Source organism: Nocardia violaceofusca NBRC 14427, from assembly GCF_963869435.1.
Lineage (GTDB): Bacteria > Actinomycetota > Actinomycetes > Mycobacteriales > Mycobacteriaceae > Nocardia > Nocardia aobensis.
On record NZ_CAWMPM010000012.1, the window covers coordinates 103,398 to 119,922 of the forward strand.

The window sequence follows — 16,525 nt, forward strand, 5'->3', positions numbered from 1 at the left end:
ATCCCTAGGTCGGCTGCGGCTCGCAGAGCGCCTGCTGCCGAAGACTTTTCAGCGTGCGCGACAGAATTCGGGAGACGTGCATCTGGGAGATCTGCAGTTTCTCGGCGATCTGATTCTGCGTCTTGGATTCGAAGAAGCGCATGATCAGAATTCTGCGTTCGCGGGTGGGCAGCGCATCGATGAGCGGCCGCACCGCCATCGCGTCCTCGGTCAGTTGGTAGCACTGTTCCTCGGCGCCGAGCTTGTCCATGATCGCGCCGTCGTCGGTGTCGACGACGGCGTCGATGGAGTTCGGCTGGTAGGCGTTGCCGGCGATCATGGCCTGCACCACCTGCGGACCGTCGACGTCGAGGGCGTCGGACAGTTCGCGGGCCGTGGGCATGCGTCCGAGTTCGTGAGCCAGATGTTCGGTCGTCGGACCGATGCGCAGCCACAATTCCTTGACTGCGCGCGGTACCCGGGTCGACCAGGTGTAGTCGCGGAAGTGACGGCGAACCTCGCCCATCACCGTCGGCACGGCGAAGGAGAGAAATGAATTCCCCCGTGCCGGATCGAATCGATCGACTGCCAGGACGAGACCGAGCCTCGCCACCTGGTGCAGATCGTCGAACGTCTCGCCGCGGCCGGAGAATTTCCGGGCGATATGCTCGGCCAGCGGCAGGCAGAGTTCGATGATTTCCGCTCGGACCGACTCCCGATGCGGATCGGCATGATCCAGAGCGGCCAGTTTCTCGAACCAGGGTTCGATGTTGTCATAACTGTTGGCACCGTGGCGTGCGGCGGTTTCGGCACTACGGGCGATCGGTTCATGTGTCATTCGAGATACCTCGCTTCCAACTGAATCCGACCCAGACTGGGTACCCGTTGGTGCGGCTCTCAAAAGACGTCGACCGGCGCACGCCGGAATATTCGCCTATTTCCAGGCGATGACCAGGGCATACGCCGATTCGAATATATCCGGCGCGAGCCGGAATTTTGCGGTTTCAGCCTTCCGGCGTGTTGCCGACCCGCCGGTCGTAGTCCGCGCGGGCGGCTCGATCGACCTCGTCGGTGAATATTCGGTGCACTCCCATGCGGCGGGCGGTGAATTCACCGAATGCGCGCGGCGTGAGTTTGTCGAACGCCATCGCCACCCCGGCCAGGCGGGTGACCGTGACCCGTCGCCGCGGGCGCGCGATCAGCCGCACCACCGCCCGGGCGACATCCTCGGGTTCGGCCAGCAGGCCCATCGGCGCCTTGGTTCCGGCGATCAGTTCGGTGCGGGTGAAGGTCGGTAACACCGCCGAGAAGTGCACTCCACTGCCGCGGCATTCCAGCCGCATGGCCTCGGTGAAGCCGAGGACGGCCTGTTTACTCGCACAGTAGGTCGCCATGCCGGGCGTGGGATTCTCCCCGGCCAGCGACGCGATATTCACGATATGGCCGTGCCCGCGCGAAAGCATCTGTGGCAGTGCGGCTTTGGTGCCGTTCATGACACCGAGGACATTGACCTCGAGGATGCGGCGGGTGATGGTGTCGGATTCGTCGGTGAAGCGGCCGACCGGCATGATGCCGGCATTGTTGATCAGGACGTCGACGGGGCCGGCCTCGGTCTCGACCGCCGCGAGGAAGTCCGCGAACGATCCCGGGTCGGTCACGTCGAGCGCCAGGGCGGCCGCGGCGCCGAGCCGCGATCCGGCCTCGGCGACGGCGGCCGCATCGATATCACCGAGCGCCACCCGCGCACCGGCGTCGCGCAGGTGTTCGGCGATCGAATAGCCGATACCCCGTGCGCCGCCGGTGACGGCGACCACCGTTCCCGGCAGTCCGGTGCTCACCCGCGCCGCCGGTACCGGACGGTGCACGGCTGCTGCAACTGCACCACCATCTTGGAGTGGTCGTTGCGGTAGCTGTCGGAGGGCTGCGCCATCTCGAATTCCCAGTCCCGCAACAGGATCGAGAAGATTGCCTTCAACTGCATGAGGGCGAACGCCTGGCCGACGCAGCGATGCCGTCCGGCGCCGAACGGGATCCAGGTCCACCGGTTCACCAGATCCGCCTGGTTGGGATCGACGTAGCGGCCCGGATCGAAGCGGTCGGGCTCGGGGAAGTCCTCCGCGATCCGGTTGGAAACCGCCGGCGTGGTCGCGACCAGATCGCCCGGTGCGATGCTGTGCCCGCACACCTCGAATTCGCCGCGCGCGACGCGCATCAGGATGATCAGCGGCGGATGCAGCCGCAGCGTCTCCTTCAACGTCGCCTCGAGCTGCGGAATCTGGCGCAGCGCATGGAAACTCACGTCCTGGCCGTCGGCGTAGAGCTCGTCGAGTTCGCCGACGACCCCGGCCAGCACCTCGGGATTGCGCAGCAGTTCGATGGTCGTCCAGGCCGCGGTGCCGGAGGTGGTGTGGTGGCCGGCGAACATCATCGAGATGAAGATGCCGGTGATCTCGCTGGCGGAGAACCGCAACTCGCCCTGTTCGTCCCGGATGGAGACCAGCACGTCGAGCATGTCGCGATCCTCTTTGCCCTGCGGCGGATTCGCGATGCGGCCGTTCATGATCTCCTGGACCAGTTCGACCAGCTTCGCGCGCGCCTCGTCGCGGCGGCGGAAACTCTCGATCGGCGCATAGGGGTCGACGTAGCACAGCGCGTCGGTGCCGCGTTCCAGTTCGTGGTACAGGTGCGCGAACCGCTCGTCGAGTTCCTCCCGGAACTTCTTGCCGATCAGACAGGCCGAGGAGGTGTAGATGGTCAGCTCGGCGAAGAACTCGAGCAGGTCGATTTCGCCCTCGTCGCCCCAGCCCTCGAGGATGCGGTGCACCTCGTGCGCGATGGTTTCGGCGTGCCCGCGCATGAAGTCACCGCGCAGGGCCTGGTTGTGCAGCATCTCCTTGCGGCGCTCGGGGCTGGCGTCGAAGACCACGCCGTCACCGAAGATCGGCTTCATGAACGGGTAGGCGGCGCCCTGGTCGAGATCCTCGTCGGCCGCGCGGAAGAAGAATTCGTTCGCCTCGGCGCCCGAGAGCAGAATGACGTCCTTGTCGGCCAGCCGGAACGAGCCCACATCGCCGCACTCGGAGCGCACCCGCCGCATCAGGGCGATCGGATCGGTGCGGAACTCTTCGAGGTGGCCGTGCTCGTGCTCGCCCCCGGAGACCTGCCGCGGCTTGACCAACGTCATGAGAAATCCTTCCGCATTTCCGGATCCATCCGTGATGGACACGTGTCTGGACGGTACTACGGAAGGGTGGGCGAGGCAAGGTCCGGCACTGTTTCGGGCAGTGCCGGACCGGTGTGCGGGACGGCGTCGGGTGCGGGTGCTCAGCGCAGGACCGGCGCCGAGCGCACGGTGCTGAGCTGCCGGATGATCACGGCGGCGTGGTTGTCGAACCGCTCCCGGTCGATGGTGATGTCGCCGATCAGATACGGGCGGTAGCAATAGGCGAGCGCGCCGAAGATGGCCATCGCGTTGAGCGTCGCGTCGGTCTCGTCGGGGGCCGGGGTGTCGGTGTCGTCGGCGGCGATCACCGAGGCGATCGGTCCGGTGATCACCGCGACCAGTTCGCTGCCGCGCCGGGTCAGTGCCGGGGTGGCGATCGATTCGACGAACAGGATGCGCCCGCGCCGGGGGTCCTCGGTGAGGAAGTCGGTGAACGCGCGCACCACGTGACCGAACAGCAGATCCCGGTCCTCGGGGGCGTCGGCCAGTGCGGCGAGCAGTCGATCCCGGCACTGTTCGACGGTGTTCTCGAGGACGGTGGTCATCAAATCGTCGAGATTGGCGAAACTCTCGTAGAAATAACGTTCGGTGAGCCCGGCCTGTCGGCATACTCCGCGCATCGAGGTCTCGGCCGCGCCGGCGCCGGCCATGAGCTCGTAACCGGCCTGCAGCAGCCGTTCGCGACGTGCGGCGATGCGATCGGCCGGTTCGCGCCCACGCCAGGGGCGGCTGCCCGTTTTCGGAATGTGCGGCGAATCGGCCATGGCCGTGATGCTACCGGGGGACGGTGACGAGGCGTTTTGTTGACATCGACCGCTGTTGACATCTAGTGATGTCAACATTACGGTCGGAGCATCGCTTCGACCACCCGCAAGGACGCGCCATGAACACCTCGGTCTACGACGACCAAGCCCACGCGATCAGGGCCCGTGATGTGCGATTCGATTTCGACTCCGTCCCGATGCACTACATTCCGGGCGAGGTCATGGCGACCCACATCATCAATGTGATGCACCTGGTTCTCCCGGAGGGGGAACGCGCGATGGCCGCGGCCCTGGCCGAGGCGCTGGCCTATATCGATGACGAGCGGCTGCGCGAAGAGGTGCAGGGCTTCATCGGCCAGGAGAATCAGCACGCCACCTCGCACGCGCAGGCACGTCGTCACCTGGAGTCGCTCGGGCTCGACGTGGCCCCGATGGTGGAGACGGTGGCCTGGCTGGTCGATCGGATACTCGGCGATCACGGCCTAACCGGCCGCGCCAAACACGAGTGGCTGTGCGAGCGGCTGGGCCTGTTCGCCGGGATGGAGCACTACACCGCCGTCATCGGCGAATGGCTGCTCACCAACGACGTGCTCGAGGCCAAGAACATGCATCCGGCGATGCTGGACCTGATTCGCTGGCACGGCGCGGAGGAGGTCGAACACCGCAGCGTGGTCTACGACGCGTATATGCACGTCGACGGCGGATATCTGCGCAAAGCCCGCACGGCCGTGCTGGCCAGCTCGTCGCTGCTGGTGCTGTTCGTGGTGGCCGGCGGCTATCTGTTCGGCAAGGATCCCGACCCCCGCAAGGGACGGTTCTGGCCGTTGCAGTTCCTCAGTGCCTCCGTCCGTGGCGTGGTGCCGAGCATGTCGACCTTCCTGACCGAGATTCCGAGATATCTGCGACCCGGATTCCACCCCTCCCAGCTCGGCAGCATGGACAACGCGCTGCGGTATCTCGCGCAGTCGCCGGCGGCGCGCGAGGGCCGGCGATGACGGCGGTGGCGTACCCGGTCGCCGCCGACCGGCCGGAGTATCGGCCGCCGCTGCCGCTGCGGGCGGTCGGCGCCGTGTTCGACCTGTATCGCCGCGGCGTCACCACGCAACCGCCGATCGAGGTGCTGTCGCGGCCGAACCCGGTGCGGCGCAGTGGTTTCGAACGCGAACTGATCGTCGCCCGGCGCGAGACGCAGGCGGGAGACGTGGTGGTGCTGACTCTGGTCGCGCCCTACGGCGGGCAGTTGCCGCGCTGGGTTCCGGGCGCGCACATCGACGTGCTCCTGCCCTCCGGGCGCCAGCGGCAGTATTCGCTCAACGGTGACCCGGCCGATCGCGGGAGCTATCGCATCGCCGTGCGCCATCTGCCCCAGGGCGGCGGCGGATCCGACGAGATCCATCGCGACGTGGCGGTGGGGGACCGGTTGCGCGTGCGCGGGCCGCGCAACGCCTTCGGTTATATCGACGCCCCGCACTACGTCTTCGTTGCCGGCGGCATCGGTATCACCCCCTTGCTGCCGATGGTGGCCGACGCGGAACGGCGCGGAATCGATTGGCGGCTGGTCTATCTCGGCCGCAGCCGGGCGACGATGCCGTTCCTCGACGAGCTGTCGGCTCATCGCGGCGGACGGCTCGAGATCCGGCCCGACGACGAATTCGGGATCGCCGACCTCGATCTGATTCTGGCCGACGTACCGCGCGGGACCGCGATCTACGTCTGCGGTCCGCCGCCACTGATGGCCGCCGCGCTGGACACCGACGCCGCCCACGAGCCGACCGTCTCGGTCCACACCGAACGTTTCTCGCCGCTGCCGGTGCAGCAGGGCCGGCCGTTCCGGATCCGGCTGCGGCGCAGCGGTCACACCGTGGACGTGGCCGCCGACGAGTCGGCCCTGGCGGCCATCGGCCGGGCCCTGCCCGACGTCGCCTATTCGTGTCGGCAGGGATTCTGCGGCACGTGCGCGGTGACCGTGCACGCCGGCGCCGTCGACCATCGCGATCGCCGGCTGAGTCCCGCCGAACGCGAGACCACCATGCTCACCTGCGTCTCCCGTGCGGCGGGCGACATTCTCGAACTCGACCTGTGAGCACGAGACCGGTTGTTTCGGGCAACGACGCCCGCACCGAAAGGAATTCGACGATGGCAGTATCCGAGAGCGTCCCCGCCGAACACACGCCGATCGCGGTGATCGGCGCCGGAGTCGCCGGAATCGGCCTCGCGGTGGCGTTGCGCGCGGCCGGATTCGAGGACTTCCTGATTCTCGAACGCGCCGACGATCTCGGTGGCACCTGGCAGGCCAACACCTATCCCGGCTGCGCCTGCGATGTGCCCTCGCACCTGTACTCCTATTCCTTCGCGCCGAATCCCGACTGGTCGCGCACCTACGGACGGCAGCCCGAAATCCTGGGTTATCTGCGCGATGTCGCCGAGCGCCACGATGTGGTGCGGCATATGCGTTTCGGCACCGATGTGGTGCGCGCGCAATGGGACGAATCGCGGCGGCGGTGGCTCGTGCGCACCGACCGGGGCGTGCTCAGCGCGGATGTGCTGATCTCGGCGGTCGGCCCGTTCAGCGAGGCGAAGATTCCGAATATGCCGGGGCGCGAGACCTTCCGCGGCACCCAGTTCCACTCGCTGCACTGGAACCACGACCACGATCTGACCGGCGAGCGCGTCGCCGTGATCGGCACCGGCGCCTCGGCGGTGCAGTTCATCCCCGAGATCGCGCCGAAGGTGCGACGGCTCACGGTCTTCCAGCGCTCCGCCCCGTGGATCGTCTCCCGCCTGGATCGGTCCACCCTCGGCGTGGAGCGCGCACTGCTGCGCCGGGTGCCGCTGCTGGGCACCGCGCTGCGGGGCGCCTACTACGCCGGTATCGAGAGCTTCGGACTGGTCGGATTCGTCGACCGTCGCTTCCGCCATCCGTTCCAGGCGTTGTCGGGGATGCAACTGCGCCGCCAGGTCCGCGATCCGGCCCTGCGCCGGAAACTGACCCCGGACTACATGATCGGATGCAAGCGCGCGATCTTCTCCGACGCGTACTATCCGGCCCTCACCCGCGACAACGTCGACGTGGTGACGGAATCCATCGCCGAGATCCGGCCCGGATCGATCGTCACCACCGACGGCGCGGAACATCCGGTCGACACCATCGTCTGGGGCACCGGGTTCGGCGCGATACCGAAACTCTACGACCGGATCGAAGGTGTGGGCGGACTGACCGTGGCCGATCACTACCGTCGCCGGCCCAGTAGTTATCTGGGTGCGGCGATCGCGGGCTTCCCGAATATGTTCCTGACCCTCGGTCCGTTCGGCGCCGCCGGGAACCAGTCCGCGATCTTCATGATCGAATCGCAGATCGCCTACATCGTCGACGCTCTGAAAACCCTGCGCGACAATGATGTCGACCGCGTCGAGGTCCGGGCCTCGGCGCAGGACCGGTTCCTCGACGAGATGCGGCAGCGCAGTCGCGATACCGTGTGGCTGGGCGGCGGCTGCGACAGCTACTACACCACCGACAAGGGCGAGAACGCCGGGCTGTATCCGAACTGGAGTTTCGAATACCGCCGCCGCGTAGCGAGTTTCGACGCGGACTCCTACCTGCTGTCGCGCCACGTACCGGATCCGACCACCGCAGAGATGAGCAGTATCCGATGATCACAGGACCGTTCGATATGGTGCGCACGCTGCTGGCCCCGGTGCTCGGCGGGGGTGAGCGACTCGACGTGCGCGACAAGGTCGTGGTGATCACCGGCGGCGCCGCCGGCATCGGCTACGAGCTGGCCCGGCTGCTCTACGACCGCGGCGCCTACGTCGCGCTGTTCGATATCGACGCCGAGGCCGTGCGCGCGAGCGCGGCCGCGCTCGGCATCCGGGCGGTCGCGATCACCGTCGACGTGGCCGACCGGGAGGGGGTGCGGTTGGCTGTCGGACAGGTGCGGGAGAACTTCGGGCGCATCGATGTGGTGGTGGCCAACGCCGGGGTGGTCCCGCGCCCGGCCACCGTGCGGCTGCTCGATCCCGAGGAGTTCGACCGGGTGCTGGCGATCAACCTCACCGGCGCCTTCAACACCGTCCAACCTGCCCTCGACGACGTCATCGCGGCGCACGGTCACGTCGTCGTGGTCTCCTCGTGTGCCGCGTTCGCGCCCGGAATGGGCGGTTCGCCGTACATGGTGAGCAAGGCCGGGGTGGAACAGCTCGGGCGCGCGCTGCGGGTGGAACTCGGCGGAACGGGCGCCTCGGCCGGAATCGCCTATTTCGGCGTGGTGGAGACGGCGATGACCCACGACACCCTGGACGCGGACGAGCTGGGCGCCGAATTCGGCGCGCTGCTGCCCTGGCCGCTGAATCAGCGCATCACCGCGCGGCGGGCCGCCGAGGTGATCGCCGGTGCCATCGAACGCCGGTCCGCGCGCACCGTGGCGCCCGCGGGGTGGGAGCCGTACGCCCTGCTGCGGGGGGCGGTCAACGTGGCCCTGGATCACAAGCTGAGCGTCGACGAGCGGGTGCGCTCGCTGACGCAACGGCTCGAACAGCGCATCCTCGCAGATCGCGGCCGGTAACCGGGTTCGTAAATCTGAGAGATTTCAAAGGATCGGCACAGATTCCGATCAGGACCGATCGGCACCATGGAACCCGAGGACCCACTCGGCGAGATGAGGTGTGCGATGGTCGATATCGAGATCACGGGTACGACGGTGACCGTCCATGTCCGTGGCACCCATCGTTTGCTCTCGCTGTGCGAGCGGGTGCGCTTCGATCTGTCCCATATCGTGGCCGTCGCGCCCGCCGAGGTCGATCTGCGGCCGCCGTGGATGCGCGCGCCCGGCACCTTCTTCCCGGGCGTGATCGCGGCCGGTGTCTTCCGCGGCAAAGGCCGCAAGGAGTTCTGGGATACCCGTTTCGACGGCCGTGGGGTGCGGATCGAACTGACCGGCACCGAATTCAGCCGGATCGTCGTCGACGTGGAGGAGCCGGACGAGGTGCGCCGGATGCTGGCGCGCGCCGCTGCCGCCTGAGCCCCCGCCCGCGCACCCCGAACGGGGTGAAACCCGCTGCCTCACAGCCCATTGCGACACGCCCAATCGGCGTGCCGCGCGCGACACGCCGAATAAGTCTGGCATTGGGGCTAATCCGCAGTTTCGCAGATGGCGGTTCATCGACTATGAATGGCATGTGCCGTTCCCACTTCGTGAACACTTGCCGGCCACCGTATCTCACCGGGCGGTGGTCTAGTTGACCGTCGAACACCCCGGAGAAGATGAGGTCAGGCAGCTCGCGCGACGGGTCGAGAAGGCCCGCGGGCGGCTTGCGTACCAGTTCGATCCGGCGCTGACCGAGGCCCTCTCCGAGAACGAGCTGCAGGCCGAACGTGAACTCGCGGAGAAGATCCGCGAGCAGGAACGCGAACAGCGCTGGAAAAATGTACAGGCGGCGGCATCGACGTCCGACCGCGCCAGGCAGACCTCCGAAGCGATCGCGAAGGCCGATATGCGAGATCTGTTGATGGCCCGCAAGGCAATTGCGGCGCAGAGACGAGAATCCAGCCCGCACGCCAAGGTGGCGTCGCTGTATCGGCATCGCGCCTGGTCGATGCGTGCTCTCGCGGGTGTGGTCATCGCCGGCATGCTGTGGTCGGCCGTCAACGTGCAGCACAACATCGCCCCCGGTGGCCCCACCGATCCGCTGTACTGGTTCAGCTACCTGCTCGAAGGCATGATCAGCGTCTGCCTGGTCATCATCATGATCGGCACCAACAAGGTCGCCGAATGGGGCATCCTGGAGAGCCGCCGTCAGGTCGCGCTCGCCGAACTGGCCCTGCTGGCGCTGACCGTCGGCCTCAACACCTACCCGTACCTGCGCAGTGGCGACTGGTACAACGTCGGCGTGCACGCGGTGGCGCCGGTGATGATCGGTGTGGCGCTGCTGGTGCACGACGCGGCCAGTCAGCGCTACGGCCAGGCCATCACCCAGGCCACCGATCAGATCCGCGATCTGCCCGACCCGGCCGAACAGATCCGCCGCAGCATGCCGACCTTCGTCAGCTTCATCCGGCAGTCCGCGCCCGACACCCGCCCGGCCCCGATGGCCGCGCTGCCCGGCGCCGGCGACACCACCACCGAGGCGCCGGCCACCGAATCCGCGCGCACGGTGGAGACGGTCGATCCGATCGTCGAGCCGGACATCTGGACGCCGAAGAAGTCCTCGACTCGCCGGTCCGATACCGATGCGGCGGATTCGGTCGCCGACGGCAAGGCCAGCAAGCCACCGAAATCCGATGCCGCCGACGACGACTCGGATCCGCTGAGCGCCTACGACACCGGCCAGTTCCGCATCGCGGACAGCCTCGAGCAGGAACTCGAACAGATCCGTGCCGAGCGGAAGGCGGCCCGCGCCGCGAAGCAGCGCGCGGCCTCCAACGGCTCGATCATCGACTGATCCATACCCCGGTACGTCCCCTCGTACCGTCTGCACAACAGCCCGGCGCGACCAGCGCCGGGCTGTTGTCGTTCCCGACCGGCGTGGCATAGATCACAACCGGCCGCCTCCGGCTACAGTGCCTGCGGTCAGCGCAATCATTGCCGGCGTTTTCGGGTTTCGTGGGGAAGTTCGAGGAGGCGTGGTGAGCATCCGCAAGCAGGCGCTCGGATTCGGCGCATTCGCCATCGTCTCGGTTCTGGTCACGGTGGTGATCTGGAATACGCTGGCGCGCACGGTGAACGGCCCGACCGACCGTTATTCGGCGATCTTCAGCGATGTGCTCGGGCTGCGGCCCAACGACGACGTGCGCATCGCCGGGGTGCGGGTCGGCAAGGTCACCGCGATCGGCTTCGACGTCAACCCCCAGACCAACAAGCATCTGGCGAAGGTGACCTTCGAGGTGCAGCGCGATCAGCACCTCTACAGCGACACCAAGGCGCTGGTCCGCTATCAGAACCTGATCGGTCAGCGGTATCTCGCGCTGGCGCCCGGTACCGCGCCGGATTCGCGCCTTCTCGCGGCCGGTGGGCGGATCCCGCTGGAACGCACCGAACCCTCCTTCGATATCTCGGCCTTCCTCAACGGTTTTCAGCCGCTGTTCGAGAATCTGCTCCCGGAGCAGGTGAACGACCTGTCGACGACGTTGATCCAGGCGCTGCAGGGCGACGGGGTGTCGTTGTCCACCTTCATCACCCAGGCCGCCGCACTGGCCACCGACTTCGAGCGGCGCGACGCGATTCTGAAAGACATCATCACGAACCTGTCCGGAGTGATGTCGGGCCTGGCCCGGCGCAGCGACGAACTGGAAACCCTGATCACCCAGACCCGCGCGCTGGTCAGCGGCCTCTACGAACAGGGGCAGTCGCTGCTGGCCTCGACGGAGCAGATCGCCGGTGCCACCGATAGTTTGGTGGCGATGGTCTCGCAGGTGCAGCCGAAGCTGGTCCCCGCGCAGAACTCCACCCGGGACGCGCTGACGCTGCTGATAAACAACGGCGCGAAATTGGATCAGGCCGCGATCGATCTGCCCGGAATCCTGTCCGATGTCGGCAAGTTCTCCGGGGACGGGACCTACGCCACCGCGTATCTGTGCTCTCTCGACATCTCGCTGTACGGCATCCTGTTTCCGCGTGGATTGTTCTCGCAGATCGGCGGACACAACCAGTCGGCGGTCTGCCGCCCCTGACCCAGGACGGCAACGGGCCCGGCTCCGAAGCAGGAGCCGGGCCCGTTGTTCGTGCGCTCAGGCGCGACTGCGGATCGCCTTGTAGATGACCAGAATGATCACGGCACCGACGATCGCGCCGAGGAAAGTGTGCTGGACGGGCGGGTGGACGCTGAACTTGTGCGGCGCGAAGACCAGACTGCCCAGGGTCCCGCCGACGTAACCGCCGACGATGCCCAGCACGATGGTCAGAATCCAGCCGAAGTTCTCCTTACCGGGAACCAGGAGGCGAGCGATCGCACCGGCGATGAGGCCGATGATGATCATCGTGATGATACCCATGGTGAATCTCCTTGCGGGCAACCTGTAGGGGACCCGACGGTAGCAGGGGAAAGGCCCGGTTCGCAGGCGCACGACGTCGCCCCAGGCGAATTCGCGCCCGGGGCGAAGGGGTGTGCCGGCCGATTACAGGTCGACGGGAGTCTTCTTGGCCACGCTGCGGACCTCGATGGCGTAGATCATCTCCATCACGCCCATGAAGATCAGCCACCAGCCGACGACCAGTGCCAGCACGGTGATCGAGTGGATGGGCCAGACCACCAGTGCGATACCGCCGATCAACAGCAGGATGCCGAAGAAGATCGACCAGCCGCGACCCGGAACCCCTTGCGGCGTCTCGGCTCCCGCGACCATGGCGGCGATGCCGCGGAACAGCCAGCTGATGCCGATCCACAGGCCCAGCAGCACCAGGGAGTTGCCGATGCTGCGGAAGGCGAAGAAGGCGAGGATGAACGACAGGATGCCGCTGATGAGGGTCAGCACCCGGTAGCCGGTGCTGACGTGCGGGCCGAAGGCGGCGATCAACTGCAGGATTCCGGAGATCAGCAGGTAGACGCCGAACAGAATGCCGGCCACGGCGAGCGTCGGACCGGGCCAGACGAGCACGATAATCCCGACGATCACCGACAGCAGGCCGATGACCAGCAATGATTGCCATGCGCCACGGGCCAATTGGTGCAATGGCCCCACGTAAACTCCCTCTTTGCTGGTTGTCATGTGGGCAGGATAAGTCCAGTGGGCTCGATAGCGGGCAATTAACCAGTATCGAACGAGTTACGTTGTGCGAGCGAGCGCCGCGGGCGCGGCACCGGCGATGGCGAGAATTCGTGCCGGAATGCCCCTCGATGCACGAAATCGGCGCGGCGCCCTGCCCAGGCGGCGGTTTTCGCATCGGCCGCTGCGCTGGATGGCCGGATATGCCTCCCGGATCGGACCCTGATCGAGCGCGGGCCGCAGTCCCGCGGTCGAGACCCCTTACCGGGAGATGGAGTGCTCATGATTCTCGTGACCGGATCCACCGGAACCGTCGGACGTGCCGTGATCGATCACCTGCTCGCCGCGGGTGAACCGGTGCGCGCCCTGACGCGTCGCCCCGATGCCGCCGCACTGCCACCGGGGGTGGAGGTCATCGGCGGCGATCCCGGGCGGCCGGACATGTTGTCGCGCGCCCTGCGCGGGGTATCGCGGGTATTTCTACTGTCGTCCGGGCCCGAGCTCGCCGAACACGACCGCAATATCGTGACCGCGGCCGCGCGGGCGGGGGCCGAGCGCGTCGTGAAGCTGTCCTCGGGGCGCGCCGGCGATTCCGAGGCGACCGATCCGATCCCGGCCTGGCATCGCGCCGGTGAGCGTGCGGTTGTCGGCAGCGGGCTCGCGTGGACGATCCTGCGCCCCTTGGGCTTCATGTCGAACGCTCTGCACTGGGCACCGACGGTCCGCGAGCACGATACGGTCTACGCGCCCTACGGGCACGGGCGTATCGCGGTGATCGATCCGGCGGATATCGCCGCGGTCGCCGTCGCCGCACTGGTCGAGGCGGGGCACGACGGCCGTATCCATACGCTGAGCGGGCCGCAGGCGTTGACGCCGGCGGAGCAGACCGGGATTCTGTCGGAGGTTCTGGGGCGGCCGCTGCGCTATGTGTCCACCGAACCGGCGCAGGCGCATGCCGCCCTGCTCGGCGCCGGGGTCGACGAGGTCATGGCCGATGCGATCATGGCGCTGCGGGCCACCGCGCTGGATTCGTTCACCTCGGTGATCCATCCGGACGTGGAGCGGATCACCGGCCGCCCCGCCCGCACCTTCCGGGAATGGGCCCGCGACCATCGCGCCGATTTCGAATAGGCCACGGCCGCAATGGATTCACGCCGGCCGCACCGGTCGTCGGCGGTCGGCGCGGCGGCGATGGATAGGCTGGGTGCGGGTATCGACACCTGTCCACCGCTGCGCAGAATCGAGGCGTCATGGAACTGAGTCTGCACTACTGGAACTTCTCGACTCCCGCCGATCCGGCGCGCACCGCCGGTGCCATCGCGGAGACCGCGCGGATCGCCGAGGAAGGCGGTTTCACCGAATTCACGGTGATGGATCACTACTTCCAGATGGAACACACCGGGGTGGCCGAGGAGCCGATGCTCGAGGCCTATACGACCCTGGGGTACGTCGCCGCGCTGACCGAGCGGATGCGCCTGGCGGTACTGGTGACCGGGGTGATGTACCGGTATCCCGGTCTGCTCGCCAAGATCGTCACCACCCTGGATGTGCTGTCGGGCGGGCGGGCGCAGCTCGGTATCGGCGCCTCCTGGTACGAGCGGGAGCAGCGCGGGCTGGGTGTGTCGCTGGTGCCGATGGGGGAGCGTTTCGAACGACTCGAGGAGACCCTGCAGATCTGCCTGCAGATGTGGAGCGACGACAACGGCCCGTACCAGGGGACGCACTACCGGTTGGACGAAACACTGTGTGTACCGGCACCGTTGAGCCGTCCGCGGCCGCCGATCCTGATCGGTGGTGGCGGAGAGAAGAAGACTCTGCTGCTGGTCGCCCGCTACGCCGACGCGTGCAATCTGTTCGCTTCCTCGCCCGAGGATGTCGCGCACAAACTCGACGTGCTGCGCGCGCACTGCGCGGCGGAGGGACGCGATTACGACGCGATCCGCAAGACCGCCACCTATATCGGCCCGGTCGTCAACGATCCCGATGCCTTCGTCGCCGACGCCGAACGCTATGCGGCACTGGGGATTACGCAATTCGACATCATGCCCGACCGGGATCCGGTCGAATACGCCGAACGTGCGGCGGAGTTGGTGCCGCGGCTGCGTTCACTCTGATTTGTTCACTCTGATGGGTTCACCCGGATGCGCGGCCGTACTCGCCGAAGGCCGGTTCCAGCAGATCGAAGATCCGCTCGGCCTCGGCGGTGACGGTGGCCGCGACGTGGTGGCGCGACGCGCCCGACAGTTGTAGCTGCTGAATCCGCTGGAACAGCAGGCGGCAGGCCGCCGTGAACTGGGCGGCGGCCGCGCGGCGCAGCAGATCGTCACCGGGCAGTACCTCGGCCAGGGCCTGTTCGCGCAGCTCGTGGAGTTCGCGCACCCGCGCGGTGAGCGTGGGGCTGTCGGCGAGCATGCGGCTGAATTCCGGCCCCGAGAAGCCGAGGTTGGCGGCGTGATCCTGTGCCGCGGTACGGAACCGGCGCCGTAGCGCGTCGAGGGCCGATTCGTTCGCGGCGCGGGCGGTCACCGCTGCGGCGAGAGCTCCGACGAACTGCTCGTGATGGTCCAGCGCCAGATCCTCCTTGCGGGGGAAGTAGTTGGTGACGGTCTTCTTCGCCACTCGTGCGGCCTCGGCGATCTCGGCGATCGTGGTCGCCTCGAATCCGCGCTCGATGAACAGCCTGGTCGCGGTGTCGGAGATCTCCTGGCGGGTCCGCTGCTTCTTGGTCTCCCGCAGTCCCGGGGGTGCGCTGGTCATGAAAGAAGGTTACCACCGACGTAAAATTCGCCTTGACGTATGTTGAGACCGCTGCCTAATCTTACGTCGGTAGTAAGAATTCGATGAGGCTGCCGTAACAGCTGCCGAGTCATCTCCGAGTATCAGTTCGCGGCCGCATGCCGCCCAGGTCGAAAGGCGCTGTCAGTGCGCGCAATTCAGTTCACTCCCGCCGCGGATCGCATCGCCGAGGCCCGGATCGTGGCGATCGAGCGTCCCGCGCCCGGCCCTGGGCAATTGCTGGTCCGCACCGAGTTGACCGGTGTGAGTGTCGGACTGGTACGGATGCTGCGGGCCGACGCCGCGGCGAATCCCGGTGGGGAGATGGTCGGAACGGTGGTCGCGGTGGGCTCCGGCCTCGAGGAAACGTGGATCGGCACCCGGGTGGGCGGTGTGGTGTTCGCCTCGTTGTATGCCGAATACGTCTGTGCCACACCGGCGATGGTCACCGAGATCCCGGCCGGTGTGCCGGCGGCCGACGCCCTGGCCGTGGTGCGTGGCGGCCTGGTCGCGATGGGCGTGGTGCGGGCCGCGAAATCCGTTGCGGGCAGCTCGGTTCTGATCACCGCCGCTGCCTCCGGGGCCGGACATCTGGCGCTGCAGCTCGCCCGGGCGGCCGGAGCGACCCGGGTGGTCGGCGCGGTCGGATCGGCCGGCAAGTTCGATTTCGTGCGGGAGTGCGGCGCCGATGCCGCGCTGAACTACGACCGTCCGTGGTCCGAGACCTTCGACATCGTGCTCGACGGTGTCGGCGGCGAAATGGTGCAGCGCGGGGTGGACAGCCTGGGAGCACACGGCACGCTGGTCGCCTTCAGTGCGGGCGGCGGCGCGGTCGACACTTCCACGCTGCTGGGTGAACTCAAAACGGTCACCGGTTTCTCGATGGGACTGCTGTCTCGGACCGAACCCCAACTGATCGAGCGGTATCGGGCGGAGTTGTGGAAGCTGTTGGAGCAGAATGTGTTACGGCCGCACGTGCAGGTGCGTGACTGGACCGAACTGGATGCCGTCGTCGATCTGATCGCCACCCGCCGCACCGTGGGGCGGATGGCGATCAGCGCCGGGCCCGGCGTGTGATGAGCGCGC

The 16,525-nt window shown here is 67.2% G+C and carries 17 protein-coding genes; 10 read left to right on the forward strand and 7 right to left on the reverse strand.

The window, feature by feature from the left end:
* Window positions 1-4: 4 nt before the first annotated feature.
* The 4 genes from AC5592_RS10295 to AC5592_RS10310 all read right to left on the reverse strand — a co-directional run bounded on the left by AC5592_RS10295 (window position 5) and on the right by AC5592_RS10310 (window position 3,966).
* A complete protein-coding gene (locus AC5592_RS10295) occupies window positions 5-817 on the reverse strand; it encodes an RNA polymerase sigma factor SigF (RefSeq protein ID WP_063064040.1) in 813 nt (270 codons plus the stop codon).
* Window positions 818-983: 166 nt separating this feature from the next.
* On the reverse strand, window positions 984-1,817 hold the full coding sequence (locus AC5592_RS10300; RefSeq protein ID WP_063064184.1) for an SDR family oxidoreductase: 834 nt from the start codon (window positions 1,815-1,817) through the stop codon (window positions 984-986).
* Window positions 1,814-3,163, reverse strand: coding sequence for a lanosterol 14-alpha demethylase (gene cyp51 / locus AC5592_RS10305; protein ID WP_063064041.1), 1,350 nt, complete (start codon window positions 3,161-3,163; stop codon window positions 1,814-1,816). Before cyp51 ends, AC5592_RS10300 begins: the two co-directional genes overlap by 4 nt.
* Window positions 3,164-3,303: 140 nt before the next feature.
* The gene (locus tag AC5592_RS10310) at window positions 3,304-3,966 is read right to left on the reverse strand and encodes a TetR/AcrR family transcriptional regulator (protein WP_063064042.1); all 663 of its coding nucleotides are present in this window, start codon (window positions 3,964-3,966) and stop codon (window positions 3,304-3,306) included.
* 119 nt (window positions 3,967-4,085) lie between these two features.
* Here AC5592_RS10310 and AC5592_RS10315 point away from each other — a divergent pair, with 119 nt between their 5' ends.
* From AC5592_RS10315 to AC5592_RS10345, 7 genes are all read left to right on the forward strand, one after another.
* Entirely contained in the window at window positions 4,086-4,961 is an 876-nt protein-coding gene (locus AC5592_RS10315; protein ID WP_051025156.1) for a metal-dependent hydrolase, read from the forward strand.
* Window positions 4,958-6,049 (forward strand): PDR/VanB family oxidoreductase, encoded by a 1,092-nt coding sequence (locus tag AC5592_RS10320; protein ID WP_063064043.1) that lies wholly within the window; start codon window positions 4,958-4,960, stop codon window positions 6,047-6,049. Before AC5592_RS10315 ends, AC5592_RS10320 begins: the two co-directional genes overlap by 4 nt.
* Window positions 6,050-6,102: 53 nt before the next feature.
* Window positions 6,103-7,620 (forward strand): flavin-containing monooxygenase, encoded by a 1,518-nt coding sequence (locus tag AC5592_RS10325; RefSeq protein WP_063064044.1) that lies wholly within the window; start codon window positions 6,103-6,105, stop codon window positions 7,618-7,620.
* Window positions 7,617-8,528 carry a short-chain dehydrogenase/reductase gene (locus tag AC5592_RS10330; protein WP_036505759.1) on the forward strand — a complete coding sequence of 304 codons (912 nt, stop codon included), beginning with the start codon at window positions 7,617-7,619 and terminating at the stop codon, window positions 8,526-8,528. Before AC5592_RS10325 ends, AC5592_RS10330 begins: the two co-directional genes overlap by 4 nt.
* Window positions 8,529-8,633: 105 nt before the next feature.
* Window positions 8,634-8,984, forward strand: coding sequence for a hypothetical protein (locus AC5592_RS10335; protein ID WP_036505779.1), 351 nt, complete (start codon window positions 8,634-8,636; stop codon window positions 8,982-8,984).
* A 217-nt stretch (window positions 8,985-9,201) separates the two neighbouring features.
* A complete protein-coding gene (locus AC5592_RS10340) occupies window positions 9,202-10,404 on the forward strand; it encodes a hypothetical protein (RefSeq protein ID WP_036505760.1) in 1,203 nt (400 codons plus the stop codon).
* A gap of 184 nt (window positions 10,405-10,588) precedes the next feature.
* On the forward strand, window positions 10,589-11,632 hold the full coding sequence (locus AC5592_RS10345) for an MCE family protein (protein WP_036505780.1): 1,044 nt from the start codon (window positions 10,589-10,591) through the stop codon (window positions 11,630-11,632).
* Between the two features lie 57 nt (window positions 11,633-11,689).
* Here the strand turns inward: AC5592_RS10345 and AC5592_RS10350 are convergent, their stop codons facing one another.
* Both AC5592_RS10350 and AC5592_RS10355 read right to left on the reverse strand, forming a co-directional pair.
* A complete protein-coding gene (locus AC5592_RS10350) occupies window positions 11,690-11,953 on the reverse strand; it encodes a GlsB/YeaQ/YmgE family stress response membrane protein (protein WP_036505761.1) in 264 nt (87 codons plus the stop codon).
* A gap of 123 nt (window positions 11,954-12,076) precedes the next feature.
* Entirely contained in the window at window positions 12,077-12,667 is a 591-nt protein-coding gene (locus AC5592_RS10355) for an HdeD family acid-resistance protein (protein ID WP_036505762.1), read from the reverse strand.
* Between the two features lie 279 nt (window positions 12,668-12,946).
* Between AC5592_RS10355 and AC5592_RS10360 the strand changes: the two genes are divergently transcribed.
* Both AC5592_RS10360 and AC5592_RS10365 read left to right on the forward strand, forming a co-directional pair.
* Window positions 12,947-13,795 (forward strand): NAD(P)H-binding protein, encoded by an 849-nt coding sequence (locus AC5592_RS10360; protein WP_036505763.1) that lies wholly within the window; start codon window positions 12,947-12,949, stop codon window positions 13,793-13,795.
* A 119-nt stretch (window positions 13,796-13,914) separates the two neighbouring features.
* Window positions 13,915-14,778 (forward strand): LLM class F420-dependent oxidoreductase, encoded by an 864-nt coding sequence (locus AC5592_RS10365; RefSeq protein WP_063064045.1) that lies wholly within the window; start codon window positions 13,915-13,917, stop codon window positions 14,776-14,778.
* 19 nt (window positions 14,779-14,797) lie between these two features.
* Here AC5592_RS10365 and AC5592_RS10370 read toward each other — a convergent pair whose 3' ends face one another.
* Window positions 14,798-15,421 carry a TetR/AcrR family transcriptional regulator gene (locus AC5592_RS10370; RefSeq protein WP_063064046.1) on the reverse strand — a complete coding sequence of 208 codons (624 nt, stop codon included), beginning with the start codon at window positions 15,419-15,421 and terminating at the stop codon, window positions 14,798-14,800.
* A 165-nt stretch (window positions 15,422-15,586) separates the two neighbouring features.
* Between AC5592_RS10370 and AC5592_RS10375 the strand changes: the two genes are divergently transcribed.
* A complete protein-coding gene (locus tag AC5592_RS10375) occupies window positions 15,587-16,516 on the forward strand; it encodes a quinone oxidoreductase family protein (RefSeq protein WP_063064047.1) in 930 nt (309 codons plus the stop codon).
* Window positions 16,517-16,525: the final 9 nt, after the last annotated feature.